Origin of the sequence: Microcoleus sp. FACHB-1515, from assembly GCF_014696105.1 — a bacterium.
Classification (GTDB): domain Bacteria; phylum Cyanobacteriota; class Cyanobacteriia; order Elainellales; family Elainellaceae; genus JAAUTJ01.
This window is the reverse complement of record NZ_JACJPO010000027.1, coordinates 156749-174090: the sequence shown is the minus strand read 5'-3', so window position 1 is coordinate 174090 and position 17342 is coordinate 156749. Positions and strand designations below refer to the sequence as shown.

The window sequence follows — 17342 nt, the reverse complement described above, 5'->3', positions numbered from 1 at the left end:
ATGCTCTGATTTGATTCCACAAATGTATCCAGATTGACGATTTCTTAGATTCCAGCCGTTTATCTTTGGCGATAGGAATGAACCGTCAGCGGTAAATTTTAAGTTTTGTCTGTGTTGCTCTTGCCCTCAAACTGCTTTTTGAGAGGATTGCGATACCATTCTGGGAGCGCTTCACGATCGCCCTGTGACGATCGACCCGATGCAAGAGTTCAGAATCGAGGGAGCCAAAAATGAGTGAATCAGTGGTGGGTTCGATCGTGTCGATGTGGCGCTATCCGGTCAAGTCGATGCTGGGCGAGGAGCTAAACGCGACCGAGGTGGCAGAGCGGGGACTGATGGGCGATCGTGCCTATGCCCTCGTGGATGCCGAAACCGGAAAAATCATCAGCGCCAAGCTGCCGCGCAAGTGGGGCGTGTTGTTTGAATGTCGCGCCGCGCTCGATTCTCCAACTCAGGTGAAAATTACGCTGCCCGACGGCTCGATTGTGATGGGCGATCGATCGGACATTAACGACATTTTGTCCGAAGCATTTGGCCGCAAGGTGAAGCTGGAAACCGCTGCACCCGCCGAACCGAGCATCGAAATGTACACGCCGGACATCGAAGGCATTCCCGATGCGGATGCGGAAACAAACGCCGCCATTCGCCCCAATACCTTTTTCGATGCCGCCACTGTGCATCTGCTGACAACCGCAACGCTCAATCAGTTTCAATTCCTTCAGCCTACGTCGCGCTTTGAACCGCGCCGCTTTCGTCCCAACTTTGTGATCCAGCCGATCGACAGCGCAACCGGATTTGTCGAAAATGACTGGGTGGGGAAAACTTTGGCGATCGGCGATCAAGTCCGCCTCAGCATCACCGAACCTTGCCCCCGCTGCGTCATGACCACGATGCCGCAGTCTGAACTGCCCAACGACGTAGACATTCTGCGAACCATTGTCAAACACAATCAAGGTCACGTGGGCATCTACGCCAGCGTCGTGCAGGGCGGCAAAATTCGACGCGGCGATCGAGTGGCGATCGTGTAAAACAAAAGCGTCCTTCTCACAACTTTACGAGAAGAACGCTTGACAGATTAGCAAGATTGTAGCATCAGCTTCGGAGTAATGAGGCGGCGCACTTCTGTCACAGTTTCTTGTGGAACCTGAAGAATTTTTGCCATTCGATCGTGAAGTGCGGCTTCTTGTGCATCAATTTTGCCGTCAGCTTTCGCAATTTCCCAGGTGATTGCCAAGATCAATTTGCGCTTGATCTGAATTTTTTCCTCTTTTTCCTCATACAGCAGATTTTTGGTGATGATGTCATCGAAGCTATCTTCGCTATCCATTGCCGTGAGGACTCGATCGCGGTCTTGCTGCTGAATTTTTGGATTGGCTAGAAGCTGTTTAATCGCGAGTTTTTCCTCTTCGCTGAACTCTCCATCGGCTCGAACCATCGGCAAAGAAGCAATGATGACATCAGCTAAAAATTGACTGAGTTTTTGGTCTTCCATTTTGCCGAGTGCAAACATGGTTGCGCTGAAAACGCCCGTTCCGATTGTCAATCCCAAGGCGATCGGAGCCGCAACCGTACACATGCTAAACATTGCAGGTGCAACAACAGTTTTGCTGCCAAAAATCATTCCTTGAACCATTCCAGGTACAAAAGGTGTCCACCAAGCAGCAGGCGCAAGAGTCGATGCCGCAACTGTTGAAGCCACCATTCCTGTACTTGCACCTGTTAAAGCGCCCAACGCTAAAGAACCGCCAACTTTTTTCCAGGGTTCAAGACTTTCGCTGATGGCTTTGATGTCCGCTTCGTTGAGAACAATTTTCGAGGAATTTTTACCGTCAAGATAGACGACGAGTTCTGATAGTTGGCTGCTGAAATATTTGTTGATTTCAGCAGAAACTTCTTTGCCTAGCTCAGCCAATTTCGGAGCAAGATCGTCAAGAACTTTTTGAACTTTTTTAGTCAGTTCAGTCCAAGCTGGTCCCAATGTATTTTTTAGGGTCAGCAAATCATCTTGCATTTCTTGGAATTCAAACTTGTAGGTTGCTTGAAGCTCCATCACATACGGTTCGTTGAGTCTTGTCACTAAATCCAAAGTTGCAAGAATCACGACTGAAGCAAAAAGTAGGGCGATCGGCGTTGTGATTGCTCCAACAATGGGAAACCCTGTGAATGGAACAAAAGAGTGAGCCATAAATGACAAGAGGCCACCCAGGAGTAGCAAAATACCAGTTGTGTATTTCCGAGTTTGTGAATCAGGACTGGAATTTTGATAAAGCAAAATCAGGATTTTGATGTAGCGAGGAAGCTGGACGGCGCGTGGAATTGCGAAACCAAGCAAACCTCCAAGCGAGGCAAAAAGAATCGGCGCAACTGCTGCAAACAAGCTCGTCATGCCTGATAAAGCCAGCCCTGATAGAAAAACCACACTCTTGTCTCCGAAGCGAAAATACTGGTTGCAGTATTCCCATTGAGAAATTGGCTCTAACTGGAAATTTTGACCTTTATAAAAACCGCCCTTTGGGAAATCCCGAAAACTCGATCGCCACGCTAGACTAGCGGTCGGATTTGTACGAGATGAGCCGTGAATACTGCCGCTTCGCAGCGATTGATCGAACTGCGCCGACTGCTTCAAGAAGCCAGCTATGCCTACTACGTGCTGGATGCGCCCACCTTGCCCGATGAAGTGTACGATCGCCTCTATCGCGAACTGCAAACGCTAGAAGCCGAACATCCCAACTTGATTACGCCCGACAGTCCGACACAGCGGGTCGGAGAAAAGGCCGCAACGCAGTTTCGATCGATTCGCCACAACATTCCGCTCTACAGTTTGGAGAACGCCTTTAATCTGGAGGAATTTGCCAACTGGCAAGAGCGCTGGCGGCGAGTTGCGCCGGATGTGGAGAAATTTGAGTATGTTTGTGAACTCAAAATTGACGGGAATGCGCTGGCCTTGACTTACGAAGACGGCCTTTTGGTGCGAGGGGCGACGAGGGGCGACGGAATTACAGGTGAGGAAATTACGCAGAACGTGCGGACAATTCGATCGATTCCCCTGCGCTTGAATCTCGACAATCCGCCGCCTATCGTAGAAATTCGAGGTGAAGCATTTCTCTCCTTAGCTGTGTTTGAGCAGATCAACGCCGAACGCGCTCAGGCTGGAGAAGCGCTGTTTGCTAATCCGCGCAACGCCACAGCCGGAACGCTCAGACAGTTAGATGCGCGAGTGGTCGATCGCCGCAAGCTCGATTTTTTCGCCTACACGCTGCAAATTCCCAGCGTTGAGGCAGACAAGCCACCGCAAAGTGAAGCCGCCCAGGAAGCGCAGTTTGCCGATGCTTTGCCGCCCGTTGAAACGCAGTTGCAGGCTTTGGATTTGCTGCAATCGATGGGTTTTCGGGTCAATCCGAATCGGCAGCTATGCCGATCGCTCGACGAAGTGCGCGAATATTACGATCGCTGGGCAACCGATCGCCTGACGCTGCCCTACATGACCGACGGCGTAGTTGTGAAAATCAATTCGCAGGCGCTTCAGCAGCAGCTTGGGTTTACGCAAAAAGCACCGCGCTGGGCGATCGCACTGAAATATCCGGCAGAAGAAGCGCCGACAATTCTTGAATCAGTGACGATTCAGGTCGGGCGGACAGGAGCGCTGACACCTGTGGCCGAACTGCGACCCGTTCTGCTGGCAGGCACAACGGTTTCACGGGCAACCCTGCACAATCGCGATCGCATTGCCGAACTCGATTTGCATCTGGGCGATACTGTGATTATTCGCAAGGCGGGAGAAATCATTCCCGAAGTGCTGCGTGTTTTGCCCGAATTGCGGCCAGCAGATGCTCAAAAATATGAAATGCCGATTTGCTGTCCGGTGTGCAATCAGCCTGTGGTGCGCCCGGAAGGAGAAGCGGTCACACGCTGCATTAATGCATCTTGTCCAGCAATTCTCAAGGGCGCTTTGGTTCACTGGGTCAGCCGTGATGCGCTTGATATTCGCGGACTGGGGGAGAAGGTGCTTCAGCAGCTTGCCGATCGCCAAATCGTTCACACCGTTGCGGACTTGTACGACTTGTCGATCGAGCAACTGCTGAGAATTGAGCGGATGGGCGAAAAGAACGCCGAAAAAATCCTTAGCGCGATCGCAGGCTCAAAAGCGCAGCCTTGGTCGCGGGTACTTTATGGACTGGGAATTCGGCATGTTGGCAGCGTCAACGCCCAAACGCTGACCACTCAGTTTCCAACTGTCGATCGATTGGCGGCGGCTTCTCCGGCAGAAATCAGCGCAATTCACGGAATTGGCACGGAAATCGCAGAAGCAGTTTATGAATGGTTTCAAATTGCAGCCAATCAGCAGTTAATTGAGCGACTGCGATCGACGGGTTTGCAGCTTGCCACCGTTGCGATCGATCCGCCAACTGAAACCAAACTCGCAGGCAAAACCTTTGTGATTACAGGAACTCTACCCACGCTCAAGCGTGACGAAGCCAAACAATTGATCGAGCAGGCAGGCGGCAAGGTCGGCAGTTCCGTCAGCGCCAAAACCAGCTACGTCGTCGTCGGGGCAGAAGCCGGATCGAAGCTCGATAAAGCGATCGAACTGGGCATTCCGCAGCTTGACGAAGACCAACTGCGCCAGCTTTTAGGCGCATCCGGTCATGGCTAGTTTGCTGCCCGTCAGGAAGGGCTACCCGTAGCGTGGACAGTTCAACCGCCACTGCCGCCGAATTGCTTCCTTTATTTTTGCGACCTAGAACCGAAAGACCGACGCTATGAATCGCCCTATGCTCACCGATCGCTTCTTATCGTTTTGCCGCCAATCGCTGTTGGGATCGGGGTTGGGCTTGCTGCTGTCGGTGCCTTTGGCGGCTCGTCCTGCCCAAGCGGTGCAGCGAATTTATTTTTCCTACGGCGCATTTGAGCGATCGGTGTCGTTTGAGGCGATTGAAACCTATGCCAGAACCGGAAAGATTACCGGAGATCTCGTTGCCTATGCTCGCTATGCCACGCCGGAACAGCTAGAGCAACTGCGGGAAATTTTGCAGGCCAGAGCCGACATTGATGCGGTTGCCGTTTCGCAGTTTCTCTACACCGAGCAGGGCGAAGCGATTCTAGAGCGCGTCGGCAACTTGATTCAAACCGAGTCGCACAAGTCCGGCTTTTATGCGATTCGCTCGGCGTTGATTTTGGCTGCTGCCGATTCGCAAGAAGGCTTGACGCCCCTGAACTTTTTGCGGCAGTTTCCGCTGGCCGGACTGCGCGTGGAGATCGATCGCACCTTGGCAATTGCCGACGAGCTGGAAGATCTCGTCAACGAATCGACCGCAGCACTAGCGGCTGTGCAAACCGAATTTGAACTCGAAGCGGCCACCCCGATCGATCCTGCCCTGCCGGATTTGCGAACCCCTGGCCCGAACAGGTCACAACGGCAAACGATTACCCTGGTGAATCGACAGCGCGATCGCGTATTTCTGGCCGATGTTTACCTGCCCGTTGCGCCTGCCAACCGTCCGCCGCTGCCCGCCGCCCCGGTGATCGTGATTTCGCACGGATTGGGATCAGACCGCACCTCGTTTGCGTATCTTGCAGAGCATCTAGCTTCTTATGGATTTGCCGTCGCCCTCGTTGAACACCCTGGCAGCAACACCGCCCAGCTTGAAGCGCTGTTGAGCGGCAGGGCTGGTGAGGTGATTCAACCAGAAGAATTTGTCGATCGCGCCCTGGATATCCGACTGCTGCTGAATGATTTGAATCGTCGATCGCGCAACGATCCGCTGTTTCGCGGACGCTTGAACGTGCAGCAGGTCGGCGTGATCGGGCAATCGTTCGGTGGCTACACTGCACTGGCCTTGGCCGGAGCCGAAATCAACCGCGACCAGCTTCGCCAAGACTGTCCGCCCGGAGATTCATTTAACCTGTCGCTGCTGCTGCAATGTCAGGCCAACGATTTGCCCCAGCGCACTCCCCGCCTGCGAGACGATCGCATCAAAGCAGTCATGGCGCTCAACCCCTTCAACAGCAGCATTTTCGGTCAAGAAAACCTAGCGCCAATCAACCTACCCGTGATGATCGTTTCCGGCAGTGCAGACACCGTCACGCCCGCTCTATTCGAGCAGATTCGCCCGTTCACCTGGCTCACCACGCCCGATCGCTTCTTGCTGCTGCTGCGCGGCGGCACGCACTTCTCCACTATTGGCCCCAGCGAAAACCCTGCCGTCGATTTGCCGCCTGAAGTAATTGGTCCCGACCCGACGATCGCCCGTCGATACATTAGCGCCTTCAGCGTCGCCTTCTTCCAAACCTACCTCGCCAATCAGCCGAGCTATCGGCCTTACCTGAGCGCTGCCTACGCCAACCGTCTCAGCCAAGCGCCCCTGCCCCTGCAACTGGTGCGATCGCTAACGCCCGAACAGCTTGCCACCAGCTTAAGCAACTCCTCCGATCGCACTCCCACACCTTCACGCGACTAAGCTTCCACCTCCGCTACCTCCGCCACCTGCGTCAGTTCGATCACATTGCCATCCGGGTCTTGCGTAAACAGCGCCGATCGCCCCGACGCACTCATCTGTAGCTCACAGCCCTGCGCCTGCAAATGCGCCTTCGCCACCTCCAAATCCACCACGCCCAAGGCAAAATGGCGATCGCGCCCCCACTTTTCCGGCGGGGCGATCGGCTCCATCTGCTCATCCACAATGAGATGAAGCTGCACCGCCCCAATTTGATACCACGCACCGGGATACTTTAACGGGCGATCGACCTTCATCAATCCCAACACCGCCCCATAAAAATGCTCGGCTCGCGCTAAATCAGAAACCCGCAGGGCAGTGTGGAGGTAAGTTGTGAGCTGCATAAGAAAACGCAGATGTCGGTAGAGAGGAAGTTGAGTTCAGGCGTTAAGAGACAGAGAGCAAAGGGCTGAAGGGGAAGCGAGCAGGACGGGGGACGCAGCGGGAAAGCAAATGTGGCGTACATTGACACCCACCGATATGACCTTTGGGAGTTTCAGGGTGGCCTTTGGTGGGAAGGTTTGGAGGCAGGGGCAACGCCCTTGGCCTTTCGGGTCGGCGGATCGGATCAGACAAGAAACGCTAACCTCGATCGCTTCATGACTGTAAGAATCCTATCGCCTAAACTAGAACAGATTCCCCACCGCTAGCATGACTTACTGTAGCCAAGGCCACCCCAACACGCTCGGAAGCCGCTTTTGCGCCTCCTGCGGCGAAAAACTGTCTCCCCAAACGATCGAGACAGGCTTGGTGCTGGGCGATCGCTACCAAATCCAATCCGAACTCGGACACGGCGGCTTTGGGCGCACCTACCTCGCTTGCGATCGCAACCGCTTCAATGAACCTTGCGTCCTCAAAGAATTTGCCCCGCAAGTCCAAGCAGCCGAAGCCCTGCAAAAAGCCGAAGAACTCTTCGCCCGCGAAGCCGGAGTTTTGTATCAGCTTCAGCATCCGCAAATTCCCCGCTTCCGCGAACTGTTTCGCGCCCACGTCGGCGGACGCGATCGCCTCTTTCTCGTTCAAGATTACGTCACCGGAAAAAACTACCGTCAACTGCTCAACGCGCGATCGCAGCCATTTTCTGAAGCCGAAATCGCCACGCTGCTGCGGCAGCTATTGCCCGTTTTGCACTACATTCACTCGATCGGCGTCATCCACCGCGACATCTCACCCGACAATTTGATCCAGCGCGAAACCGACTTCCTTCCCGTCCTGATCGATTTTGGCGGCGTCAAACAAATTGCCGCCAGCGTTTCGCAAATGGCGCACACTCCTTCATCCGCCACGCTGCTCGGCAAAGTCGGCTATGCCCCGCCCGAACAAATGCACGCCGGAATCGTTTCGCCCGACAGCGACCTGTATGCGCTGGCAATGACCGCACTGGTGCTGCGAATCGGAAAAGAACCGCAAGACATTTCGGCAACCTGGCGCGATGCATTTACGCCGCCGCTGCAAACCGTTTTGGCAAAAATGCTTGCCCTCCAGCCGATCGATCGCTACCCTAACGCGATCGCCGTCCTGCAAGCCCTGGATGCAACCAGCCTGCCAACTTCCGCTTCCACACCGATCCCCACACCGACTCCCGTTCCGATCGCCACTGTTGCCGCTGTTCCACCCGCTCCCGTTGCCGAAAAGAAATCGAGCGTCGGCAAAATTGCGCTGCTGGCCGTATTTGCCGCTGCGATCGGCTTCACCTGGGGAACCCGCAACTTGTGGCTGCCGCCTGCCTCAGAGCCAACCGAACCGACGCCAACCGCAACTCCGTTGCCCGTCGAATCTCCCAGTCCCACCCCCACCTCAAACTTTTCTGCCGCAGAACGCGCCCGCAAAGCCGCTTTGCGCGATCGCCGCGAAGCCTTGGGCGTGCCGCAACCGTTCTACACCGCCATCACCAACACCACCTTTTTTGAGCGCTATCCCAACCAGCAAGGCCGGACGCTCTCTGACAGCAAGGAAGACGAAATCTGGCGCGATCGCTGGGATCAAATTGCAGGCGACTGGCTCGACTGGTTTGAGGAAAACCTCAGTAGTCAGGCACGCCGTAATCTGGGCAGCTATGGCGACGACGATCTGGCTCGCTTCCGACAGCAGATCAACGCACTGGGCGTGGGCAGCGGCACACTGAACGATTTGACCGATGCCAAATTTTTCCATCTGTTTCCCGACCAGCGCGGCAAAACGGAGCAAGACGGATTTCTCACCAGTCCGATCGGGCAAGTGTGGCAGGCGATCGCTGCCGACCAAGTGCAGGCGCTTCAATCTGGCGACACGCTAGAAAAAGTCGAGTTTGCTCCGGGCACGACGAGCGATCGCCTGACAGCCACACTCGCTCCGGGTGAAGGCCGAGTCTACACCGCCACTTTGCAAACTGGACAACTCCTCGGAATTAAGCTGCAAGCACCAAACACCCGCCTGTCGGTTTACCCGCCGCGCCCAACTGCTGAGCAACCCTTTCTGCTTTCGGATTCTGAGGAGAAAACCTGGTCGGCCACACTGCCGCAAAGCGGCATTTACGAGATTGTCGTGATTTCAACTGCATCCCAGCCGATCGATGTGGAACTGTCGATCGCTGCTGAAAGCATTGCGCCTGAACCCGCTCCGCCTCCAGCAGACGACTCAGCCGAGCCTTCAGAAGACGATTCAAACTAGCGATCGACTCAGACTGACGAAAATGTATCTGAATGTATAGCCCTGCTGGTTCTGCGGCGACATTTTCGCTATGGTAAAATTTTGATTCATAACCTAGGCAAGGAATTTTCAGGCATGTCAGCAGCCGCACAAGTTACAGATTCCACTTTTAATCAAGAAGTACTTGAAAGCGATGTCCCCGTTCTGGTGGATTTTTGGGCGCCTTGGTGCGGCCCCTGCCGAATGGTGGCTCCGGTCGTCGATGAGATTGCTGAACAGTACTCCGGTCAGGTCAAGGTCGTCAAGGTCAACACCGATGACAATCCCAGCGTCGCCAGCAAATATGGAATTCGCAGCATCCCGACGCTGATGATCTTCAAAGGTGGTCAGCGCGTTGATATGGTCGTCGGTGCGGTGCCCAAAACCACGCTGGCGAACACGCTCGAAAAGTATCTCTAAGTTGCAGTTTCTCGATCGCCTCAGCGCAGCGATCGCCAAAACCAAGCTCGATATCTCGCTCGACTTCGTTGTGGAAGTCGAGCTTTTTATGCGCGTCAGCGAAGGGCAAATTTCTCACCCTTCGGTGACATCTTCAGTAGTTCCCCCGTTTAAAACCAGAGCCAACCAGAATCGATCACTGAACGGAATGAGCGGCTGCGGGTTTTGTAGTTTCACAAGATGCAGAGGCCGTGTCAAGTTCCGGTTGAAAGCGCAAACCCATTCAATTGGGTTGATCCTCGCGAGTCCGTTCCGGCATCCCTACGGGATCGCCAGTTTTTGGGACTGGAGCGATGAGCTTTGGAAATTGATTTGCGGGTTGGCAATGCGTCATTCCTATTTAGATTAACTGCGACTACTGCGGAGAAGGCGTTGCGGTCGGGGTCGGTGTGGTGGTTGGGCTACCCGTTGGGCCACCACCCGTCTCACCCGTAATGCCGCCTGTTGTTCCTGCACCGCTGTCTCCTGCACCGCCTGTTGTCGTGCCGCCTGCGCCGCCTGTTGTGTCAGTTGTGCCAGGATCATCGGTTGCGCCATTACCTGCACCACTGTTTGTATTCGTGTCGCAAGCGCCGAGTACCAGCAACAGTCCGATCGCACCTGCAAAAAACATTGATTTCTTCATCGATTCCTCCTGCAAATTAAGTCTGTTTGGCAATTTGCAGCGATCGAGCCGCATCAAATGGGCGATCGCTCTCGCTCGTTTGCTTTCTTAAAGGGAGCGAACTTCAAGCGCAGTTTTCTCTGCCATCAGCGAGATTTGCTGAGCTTGGAAACGATTGACTCGTCAAAAGTTGTATCGCCTACTACAAAGCTTTAATGTTTAGACAAGTTTCTAGATTTGTCGATACAATAGGGTGCTGTCCGTTTGGCTGGTGTTCATGACTTTATCTTCCGATTCGGGTCTTGAGTCGCTACAGCAAGACTTGAATGAACTGCTTCAGCAACTGCCCGCACATCGACATGGAGCGCTGATTCAGCAAGCATTATCAACGATCGTCGAATTAGCCGAAGGCGGAGCCGATCGCCTGGACTGGAAGATTTTGTCGGCCTCGCTGTTGGACATGAAGCGAGCCTTTCAAGCGCTTTATCCTTATCGCCACACGCGCAAAATTTCGATTTTTGGCTCGGCTCGCCTCTCGCCCGAAACGCCCGAATATCAAATGGCCGTTGCCTTTGCTCGCTGCGTCACTCAGCAAGGCTTCATGGTGATTACAGGCGGCGGGCCAGGCATTATGCAGGCCGGAAATGAAGGAGCCGGAGCCGCCAATTCATTCGGACTCAACATTTTGCTGCCGTTTGAGCAGGGCAGCAATCCGTTCATTGAAGGGGATCCAAAGCTAATTAACTTCAAGTATTTCTTTACGCGCAAACTGTTTTTTCTGCGCGAAAGTGATGCGCTCGCTTTATTTCCGGGCGGCTTTGGCACACAAGATGAAGCGTTTGAATGTTTAACTTTGGTGCAAACGGGCAAGTCGCATTTTGTGCCCTTGGTGCTGATCGATCGACCCGGCGGCGACTATTGGCATAGCTGGTATGACTATGTGCAAAAACATTTGCTTCAGCGCGGTTTGGTGAGCGCGGATGATTTCAGCCTGTTTACGATTACCGATCGCCTCGATGTCGCCTGCGATGAAATCTCGAATTTCTATCGCGTTTATCACTCGAATCGCTTTACGCAAGGCCAACTGATTTTGCGGCTAAAAACCGAACTTTCCGACGAAAATATTGACCAGCTAAACCAGGAATTTAGCGATCTTTTAGTCAAAGGCAAAATCGAAAAAAGCGTTTCTCTACCGGAATCTGGCGATCCCGCTTCGGATTCATTGCCTTGCCTGAAAATGTATTTCAATCAGCGCGATTATGGTCGTCTCTATCAGATGATTCGCCACCTCAATCAGCTTGCACCTGCCTCGCCGATCGTCGATCATCCTGAACAGAAATAGCTACTAAGGCTGCACGGGAATCGGTTTGCCCGATCGCAAAATCCGCTTCATCTCCTCAACGCTCAACGTCGTTGATTTCAGTGAAATTCCTTGCTCTAAAAAGGTGACTTGTGAAATATCTGCTTCGTCTGCATTAAATACCAGAAATTGATCTGAACCAGGAGGAGTCAAAGTACTAAACGTTCCCGCACTCATGCTTTGAGAAAGACTAATTGCTTGACCCGATCGCAATGCTGCTTCGGCAACATCCGACTCAATTTCAATTGTGCTTCCCCACCATTCTCGCGGCAGCGGTGGAGCAGATAATCCCTGCTTGTAAATGATGTAGCTTTCTCCACTCGCACCCATGATGTAATACGCCAAGCCGTTGTAGTATTCTTCGGGCAATTCATAGTCTTTTGGATAAAGAAATGGGCGATCGCCTTTTCCCTGAAATAAATCTTGGCTACCACCCGATCGCGCTACTTCTTGAACTCGATCGCGCCAAGTTTTCAAAGCTGGCGGAGTTGGCGTTGGGGAAGCAGATGTTGCAACTACGACAGGTGCGATCGATTGAGAAGAAAACACAACCTGATTGTCAAAAAAGATTGAGCCTTTTGTAAAAAGAAATTTAGTGCATGGAATCGCGACACAGGCTGTTAAAACGAATCGGATTAATTTCATTTTCTGCTTTGAATCGTGCCATTCATTTTTACAGATATTTTTCTTGAGATCAGCGAGTTTCTGTTAAAAAATTTTGCGCGATCGTCATAAAAAATCTTCACAGGTTGACTGTTCCTGTGAAGATTTTTCGTTTGTTGTTGAATTAGAATTTGGGCGATCGCGATTCAGTCACGTCCAGCCAATCTGAACCGTGATGCACCGTTTTCACCCACTTTAGCCGCTTTTGCCGAACAGACATTCGCGCCGTTGTTGCGGGCATCACGATCAGCCAGTGCAGCATATAGATCGTGCCGCGCAGCGTTTGCAAGAGGGTGATCCAGCGCGACGGCACGGTGACGGAACCTGTGACGCCTGCGATCGCGGGTTCGTGCGGTTCGCCCGTTTGAATGCGGCGCAGTCCGCTAAACATGCCAAACAGAAATAGGCTGAAGCCCAAACCGCTCAGAGGCGTGAGAATCGGCGGACGACTGCGGGCGATCGACATGAGAAAATCGGGAACGGCGGCAGTCGGCAGAATGTATTGAATCAGCCAGTAGCTAAACAGATCGGCGGTTTTGCCCAGTCCCATGCGGTTGCGGACGATCAAGCGCCAATAGTCGAGGTAGCGCTGATAGCCGCCTTCTGCCCAACGACTGCGCTGATGCCACAGACCGATCGATCGCGTCACGCCTTCTTCGGCCACAGCAGGAAATAGCACAAAATCGATGTCCCAGCGATCGAGATGCAGTCGCAAGGTGAGGTCGAGATCGTCCGTGATCGTCTGCTCGTTCCAGCCGCCGCAGCGATCGAGTGCCGCCCGTCGGACAAACTGACCGTTGCCGCGCAGTTCGCCAATGCCGCCAACCGCAATCCGCTGCTGCTGCATGTAGCTGTCTACGGCCATTTCTGCCATTTGGCCGCGCGTAAGAAAGTTGGTGCGGGCATTGGCGATCGCTTTTCGCACCTGCACGGCTCCGACAGTGGGGCGATCGAACAGCGGCACAACCCGCCGCAGCAAGTCTTTTGTCACCTGTGCATCGGCATCGAATACGGCGAGAATTTCGCCCTGCGTCAGTTCTAAAACTTGGTTGAGTGCGCCGGATTTGCCGCCTGTTGCATCTGCCGATCGCCGCATAATCTGAAGCTGCTGATAGTTTTGTGCCAGTTGCTTCAAGACGGTTGGGGTGCGATCGCTGCTGTTGTCGTCGACGATCCAGACTTCATAGCGATCGCTGGGATAGTCAAGGCTGCACAAATCTTCGACTAAGGCTGAAATGACGGCTTCCTCATTTTTGGCAGCAACTAGCAGCGACACAAACGGATAGTCTGCCGGATCGTCACTGTCGATCGGATCGGGTGGAACGAGCGGACGCGCCAGCACAATTCGCAAGGCCTGAATGCCCAAAAGTGCCGTCAGTCCAAAAACGAACCAGTAGCCCCAAGAGACGAGATGCAAGGCGATCGTGCCGCTCCAAACGACCGTGATTGCAACCGCAGCTTTGCGCCGTCGTCCGGGCAGGCCGCGATAATAGTGGCGATTGAGATCTGCCGATTCCGCCAAATCTACGGTCAGCGAACTGATCGGCTCCAGTTCGTTCAAAAAATCGTCGTCATCGCGCCAGTTGTTCGCCATAAGCGGTTCGGTCTACCTCCTGATCAAATCTCTGCATGAAGCATGGCATGATGCTTCCCCCCTCAGATTACCCTTAGAGCGTTGTCGTTGTCAGAATTCCCGCCGCGATCGATTGGAGAAAAAATTCGGGATAACTAGAGAAAAGGAAGCGCATTCCCTTCCCGCTTTTCGTTCCTGATTTCCGCTGATGACCTACACGCTTCGAGTTACCGATTTACCCACTAGCGAACGTCCCCGCGAACGATTGATGTCGCACGGCGCAAAAAACTTGGCAACGGCTGAACTGATCGCGATTTTGCTGGGCACAGGTCAAGGCGCAGGCAAGCTCTCGGCAGTCGGGTTGGGACAGCTTATCTTGCAGAAGCTAGCAGAAGACCAGCGCGATCCGCTGGCTGCTTTGCGCGATATTACCGCTCAAGAACTGATGGACATTCAAGGCGTTGGTCCGGCCAAAGCCACGACGATTCTGGCCGCGATCGAACTGGGCAAGCGCGTTCTCCATTCGCGTCCGTCTGAACGTCCGATCGTGGATGATCCTGCGATCGCCGCTTCTCTTTTAAGTAGCGATCTGATGTGGCAGTCGCAAGAGCGCTTTGCCGTGCTGCTGCTCGATATCAAGCATCGGCTGATCGGAACGCGAATCATCAGCATCGGCACGGCCACCGAAACGATCGCGCATCCGCGTGATATTTTTCGCGAAGTGATTCGGCAGGGGGCAGTGCGAGCGATCGTCGCTCACAATCATCCATCGGGCAGCGTCGATCCCAGTCCCGAAGATATTGCCCTGACTCGTCAACTGCTGGCAGGCGGGCAATTTTTGGGAATTCCGCTGCTCGATCATCTGATTTTGGGCAACGGCAATCACCTGAGTTTGCGGCAGACGACTACGCTGTGGAAAGAATTGCCGCAGGGTGATTGAGGGTCGCAGAACTACTGAGTCAGCAGATTCATCGTGTCGGGCGCTTGGGCAGTAATCATCAGCGGGTCTTGATAGAGCGGCACGGTAAAGGTAACGGTCGATCCAAGACCTTCGCCCATGCTGTAGAAGTTAACGACACCATTCATCGCTTCGACCAGCTTTTGCGAAATTGCCAGCCCCAAGCCTGTGCCGCCATACTGCCGCGTCCGCGAACCGTCCACCTGACTAAACGACTGAAACAGCTTGTCTTGCTTTTCGAGCGAGACGCCAATGCCCGTGTCGGCTACGCTGATTTTGACCGCGCTCGGCTGGTCTTGATTGTGTCCCAGAATTTTCTTCTCAATCACTTCGGCGGTGATCGTAATGCCGCCTTCATGCGTGAATTTGATCGCGTTGCCGACCAGATTGAGCATCACTTGCAGCAAGCGCTGATAGTTGCCGAGCAGGACAACCTCATCGCGAGTGGCAGGCAGGCGGATTTCAAAGCTGAGGTGTTTCTGATGGGCAAGCGGACGAGTGAAATCTTCGACATCGCTGAGCAGATCGTCAAGCCGGACGGGATTGAGGTCAAGCTGCATTTTGCCCGCTTCGATCTTGGCGATGTCAAGAATGTCGTTGAGGATGTCGTGCAGGTGAACTGCCGATCGATACGCTTCTTGGAGAAATTCGTTTTGCTCTTCGGGATCGTCCGCCATGCCATCCATAATCAGCTTTAAAAAGCCGATCATGCCGTTGAGCGGCGTCCGCAGTTCGTGCGAGGTGTTGGCTAAAAATTCGCTTTTGAGCCGTGACGCTTCCTCGGCAAAGGCACGGGCATCTTCGAGTTCTTGGTGCTGCTGCATCAAGCTGTCGTTCGCTTTTTGCAGTTCGGCAGCGAGACTGTTGCTCTCGGCAAATAGCGTGGCGTGAGCAATGCCTGTCCCCACCTGATCGGCCAGCTCGCGCAGCAGTTCCAGTTCGGCTTCGTGCCACTGGCGATCGCCTTGGACACCCGATCCGCGATCGAGCTGATGCAGCAAAATCAGGCTGTTTGGCTGGTCTTGGTAGCAAGTGGCGATCGCCAAAACCGGATGTGGCAGATCGTCCGGATTGATTTCTTCTGAAGGAACGGTAATCGGGCGCGTCGTGGTCAGTGCACGACTGAGATAGGTGCCGGGTGTAATTTCTTGACCCAGCAGCGAGGGCAAGCCTGCCTGTAGATATTCGGCGACAACGCGCAGCGGCTCGCCTGGAGTATGAGTGCAAAGTACGCAGCGCGAAACGGCCAGCGCTTCGCCCAGTCCATTGACTGCCCGTTGCCAGATCGTTTCGAGGTCAAGCGTGCGGCGAATGTCCCAGGTAATTTGCGTCAGCAGTTTGTGGTAGCGATCGAAGCTGGCAAAAACGGCGGGACAGGCGGCCACCTGCGCCAAAGTTTGCGCTTGCGATTCCGTCAGGCGATCGTGCAGTTGTCCGACCACGACCACCTGATGCGCCTGACCCTGCGGCAGCAAAATCGGGCTGACGACCAAGTTAAACAGAAAATATTGTCCCGCAAAGCAAAACGGACACTGAAACTGCTCAGGCAGCAGCAAATCGAGGGCACGCTGAACCCGCTCTAGATAAAACTGCGGAGCGACCGGGCCAAACTGCGGGTCGATCGATCGTCCGATCAATCTGGCAGGCTCTAACCCGTATTGAGCGGCGGCAGGCCAAAAAAACGACAAATAGCGGCCTGTCGCATCTTGAGTCAATACAAGGTCGGTATTTGAGCCGGAAGCTTCGCTGCGATCGAAGGGTTGCTCCGCCGCTGATGCGTTTGCGGTGAAGCCGTTGGACAGCGAAGGAGAAAAGTCGCTGGGCGAAGTCATTAATACTACAGCACTGAAGACGAAAGGACGAAGAGAGAAATCGATCGAAAAGTTTGGTTCAAGCAGGCATTCATGTTCATTAAAACAAATTGCCGCTGCGATCCGCTGCTCAATTCGCGCTGTGGCTGCGAATTGAGCAGCTTATCTCAACTGCTCGCTTCAGCGATTGTGGATTCTACTCAGCTTGAACCGATTTGCCGCTCGCTTGCAGTTGGCTCGCACGCAGTCGAATGAGCAATTTACGCCGATCGAGCGAGGTTCCCTAGGCAAGATTCACCCTGTCCCAGACATGATTCAACCATGAGGTCGCTGCTTTCTACTATTAATTGCGTGGAAACACGGCAATTTCAGGAGAAAATTTAACTGTTTGTAAAAAAACGATGAACCTCGATCGAATTTTGTCCAGCTTAATCATTCCATTCGCCACGCGGCGGAACAGGCACATTGCGCTGCATCGATCGCGTCAGGTCGTCATCGCGGCGCGACCCGCCCCTGAGCCATTGACGCACCGCTACTTCGATCACCTTGCTGGGATCGGCGGTGAGATGAGAAATCTGGTCGAGCAGTTCTGCGTCAATGTTGATTGAAATATCGACGCGGCTCGGCTGCGACGGTTTGGGCAGTGACTGCTCTGGTGGAACGGCGTCGTTCATGTTGTCTTATCCACTGTTTCGCGAAGGTGAATTGAATCCATCAGCGCGAAAAAACGCCATCGCGTCAGCGACGGATTCT

At 53.8% G+C, this 17342-nt stretch carries 15 protein-coding genes; 8 read left to right on the top strand and 7 right to left on the bottom strand.

Features of this window, described 5'->3' with window-relative positions:
• Window positions 1-230 precede the first annotated feature (230 nt).
• A complete protein-coding gene (locus H6F67_RS09805; RefSeq protein WP_190765783.1) occupies window positions 231-1028 on the top strand; it encodes an MOSC domain-containing protein in 798 nt (265 codons plus the stop codon).
• A 47-nt stretch (window positions 1029-1075) separates the two neighbouring features.
• Here the strand turns inward: H6F67_RS09805 and H6F67_RS09800 are convergent, their stop codons facing one another.
• Entirely contained in the window at window positions 1076-2185 is a 1110-nt protein-coding gene (locus H6F67_RS09800) for a TerB family tellurite resistance protein (protein ID WP_190765781.1), read from the bottom strand.
• Window positions 2186-2575: 390 nt separating this feature from the next.
• Between H6F67_RS09800 and ligA the strand changes: the two genes are divergently transcribed.
• A complete protein-coding gene (gene ligA / locus H6F67_RS09795) occupies window positions 2576-4654 on the top strand; it encodes an NAD-dependent DNA ligase LigA (RefSeq protein ID WP_190765778.1) in 2079 nt (692 codons plus the stop codon).
• Window positions 4655-4760: 106 nt separating this feature from the next.
• The gene (locus H6F67_RS09790; RefSeq protein WP_190765777.1) at window positions 4761-6458 is read left to right on the top strand and encodes an alpha/beta hydrolase; all 1698 of its coding nucleotides are present in this window, start codon (window positions 4761-4763) and stop codon (window positions 6456-6458) included.
• Here the strand turns inward: H6F67_RS09790 and H6F67_RS09785 are convergent.
• The gene (locus tag H6F67_RS09785) at window positions 6455-6838 is read right to left on the bottom strand and encodes a VOC family protein (RefSeq protein ID WP_190765774.1); all 384 of its coding nucleotides are present in this window, start codon (window positions 6836-6838) and stop codon (window positions 6455-6457) included. The two genes, H6F67_RS09790 and H6F67_RS09785, sit on opposite strands and share 4 nt — an antisense overlap.
• A 307-nt stretch (window positions 6839-7145) precedes the next feature.
• Between H6F67_RS09785 and H6F67_RS09780 the strand changes: the two genes are divergently transcribed.
• From H6F67_RS09780 to H6F67_RS09770, 3 genes are all read left to right on the top strand, one after another.
• Window positions 7146-9143 carry a serine/threonine-protein kinase gene (locus H6F67_RS09780; protein WP_190765772.1) on the top strand — a complete coding sequence of 666 codons (1998 nt, stop codon included), beginning with the start codon at window positions 7146-7148 and terminating at the stop codon, window positions 9141-9143.
• A gap of 114 nt (window positions 9144-9257) precedes the next feature.
• A complete protein-coding gene (trxA, locus tag H6F67_RS09775; RefSeq protein WP_190765770.1) occupies window positions 9258-9581 on the top strand; it encodes a thioredoxin in 324 nt (107 codons plus the stop codon).
• 1 nt (window position 9582) lies between these two features.
• Entirely contained in the window at window positions 9583-9969 is a 387-nt protein-coding gene (locus H6F67_RS09770; RefSeq protein ID WP_190765768.1) for a hypothetical protein, read from the top strand.
• A 6-nt stretch (window positions 9970-9975) separates the two neighbouring features.
• Here H6F67_RS09770 and H6F67_RS09765 read toward each other — a convergent pair whose 3' ends face one another.
• The gene (locus H6F67_RS09765) at window positions 9976-10245 is read right to left on the bottom strand and encodes a hypothetical protein (protein WP_190765766.1); all 270 of its coding nucleotides are present in this window, start codon (window positions 10243-10245) and stop codon (window positions 9976-9978) included.
• Between the two features lie 256 nt (window positions 10246-10501).
• Here H6F67_RS09765 and H6F67_RS09760 point away from each other — a divergent pair, with 256 nt between their 5' ends.
• A complete protein-coding gene (locus H6F67_RS09760) occupies window positions 10502-11566 on the top strand; it encodes an LOG family protein (RefSeq protein ID WP_190765764.1) in 1065 nt (354 codons plus the stop codon).
• 3 nt (window positions 11567-11569) lie between these two features.
• Here H6F67_RS09760 and H6F67_RS09755 read toward each other — a convergent pair whose 3' ends face one another.
• Together H6F67_RS09755 and H6F67_RS09750 are read right to left on the bottom strand one after the other, a co-directional pair.
• Window positions 11570-12133: a hypothetical protein gene (locus H6F67_RS09755; protein ID WP_190765762.1), complete on the bottom strand. Its 564-nt coding sequence runs from the start codon at window positions 12131-12133 to the stop codon at window positions 11570-11572.
• 238 nt (window positions 12134-12371) lie between these two features.
• Window positions 12372-13841, bottom strand: coding sequence for a glycosyltransferase family 2 protein (locus H6F67_RS09750; RefSeq protein ID WP_190765760.1), 1470 nt, complete (start codon window positions 13839-13841; stop codon window positions 12372-12374).
• Window positions 13842-14028: 187 nt separating this feature from the next.
• On the opposite strand from H6F67_RS09750, the gene radC reads away from it, so the two are divergent.
• The gene (gene radC, locus H6F67_RS09745) at window positions 14029-14760 is read left to right on the top strand and encodes a DNA repair protein RadC (protein ID WP_190765758.1); all 732 of its coding nucleotides are present in this window, start codon (window positions 14029-14031) and stop codon (window positions 14758-14760) included.
• A gap of 11 nt (window positions 14761-14771) precedes the next feature.
• Here radC and H6F67_RS09740 read toward each other — a convergent pair whose 3' ends face one another.
• A complete protein-coding gene (locus H6F67_RS09740) occupies window positions 14772-16610 on the bottom strand; it encodes an ATP-binding protein (protein ID WP_190765756.1) in 1839 nt (612 codons plus the stop codon).
• A gap of 407 nt (window positions 16611-17017) precedes the next feature.
• Window positions 17018-17263, bottom strand: a complete 246-nt coding sequence (locus H6F67_RS09735; RefSeq protein WP_190765754.1) for a hypothetical protein — start codon at window positions 17261-17263, stop codon at window positions 17018-17020.
• Window positions 17264-17342 lie beyond the last annotated feature (79 nt).

What these genes read in the sequence shown, in the direction of transcription:
- H6F67_RS09805 (WP_190765783.1), top strand. Translation starts at nt 231, where the DNA reads ATGAGTGAATCAGTGGTGGGTTCGATCGTGTCGATGTGGCGCTATCCG.
- H6F67_RS09800 (WP_190765781.1), bottom strand. Translation starts at nt 2,185, where the DNA reads ATGGCTCACTCTTTTGTTCCATTCACAGGGTTTCCCATTGTTGGAGCA.
- H6F67_RS09790 (WP_190765777.1), top strand. Translation starts at nt 4,761, where the DNA reads ATGAATCGCCCTATGCTCACCGATCGCTTCTTATCGTTTTGCCGCCAA.
- H6F67_RS09785 (WP_190765774.1), bottom strand. Translation starts at nt 6,838, where the DNA reads ATGCAGCTCACAACTTACCTCCACACTGCCCTGCGGGTTTCTGATTTA.
- H6F67_RS09780 (WP_190765772.1), top strand. Translation starts at nt 7,146, where the DNA reads ATGACTTACTGTAGCCAAGGCCACCCCAACACGCTCGGAAGCCGCTTT.
- trxA (WP_190765770.1), top strand. Translation starts at nt 9,258, where the DNA reads ATGTCAGCAGCCGCACAAGTTACAGATTCCACTTTTAATCAAGAAGTA.
- H6F67_RS09765 (WP_190765766.1), bottom strand. Translation starts at nt 10,245, where the DNA reads ATGAAGAAATCAATGTTTTTTGCAGGTGCGATCGGACTGTTGCTGGTA.
- H6F67_RS09760 (WP_190765764.1), top strand. Translation starts at nt 10,502, where the DNA reads ATGACTTTATCTTCCGATTCGGGTCTTGAGTCGCTACAGCAAGACTTG.
- H6F67_RS09750 (WP_190765760.1), bottom strand. Translation starts at nt 13,841, where the DNA reads ATGGCGAACAACTGGCGCGATGACGACGATTTTTTGAACGAACTGGAG.
- radC (WP_190765758.1), top strand. Translation starts at nt 14,029, where the DNA reads ATGACCTACACGCTTCGAGTTACCGATTTACCCACTAGCGAACGTCCC.
- H6F67_RS09740 (WP_190765756.1), bottom strand. Translation starts at nt 16,610, where the DNA reads ATGACTTCGCCCAGCGACTTTTCTCCTTCGCTGTCCAACGGCTTCACC.
- H6F67_RS09735 (WP_190765754.1), bottom strand. Translation starts at nt 17,263, where the DNA reads ATGAACGACGCCGTTCCACCAGAGCAGTCACTGCCCAAACCGTCGCAG.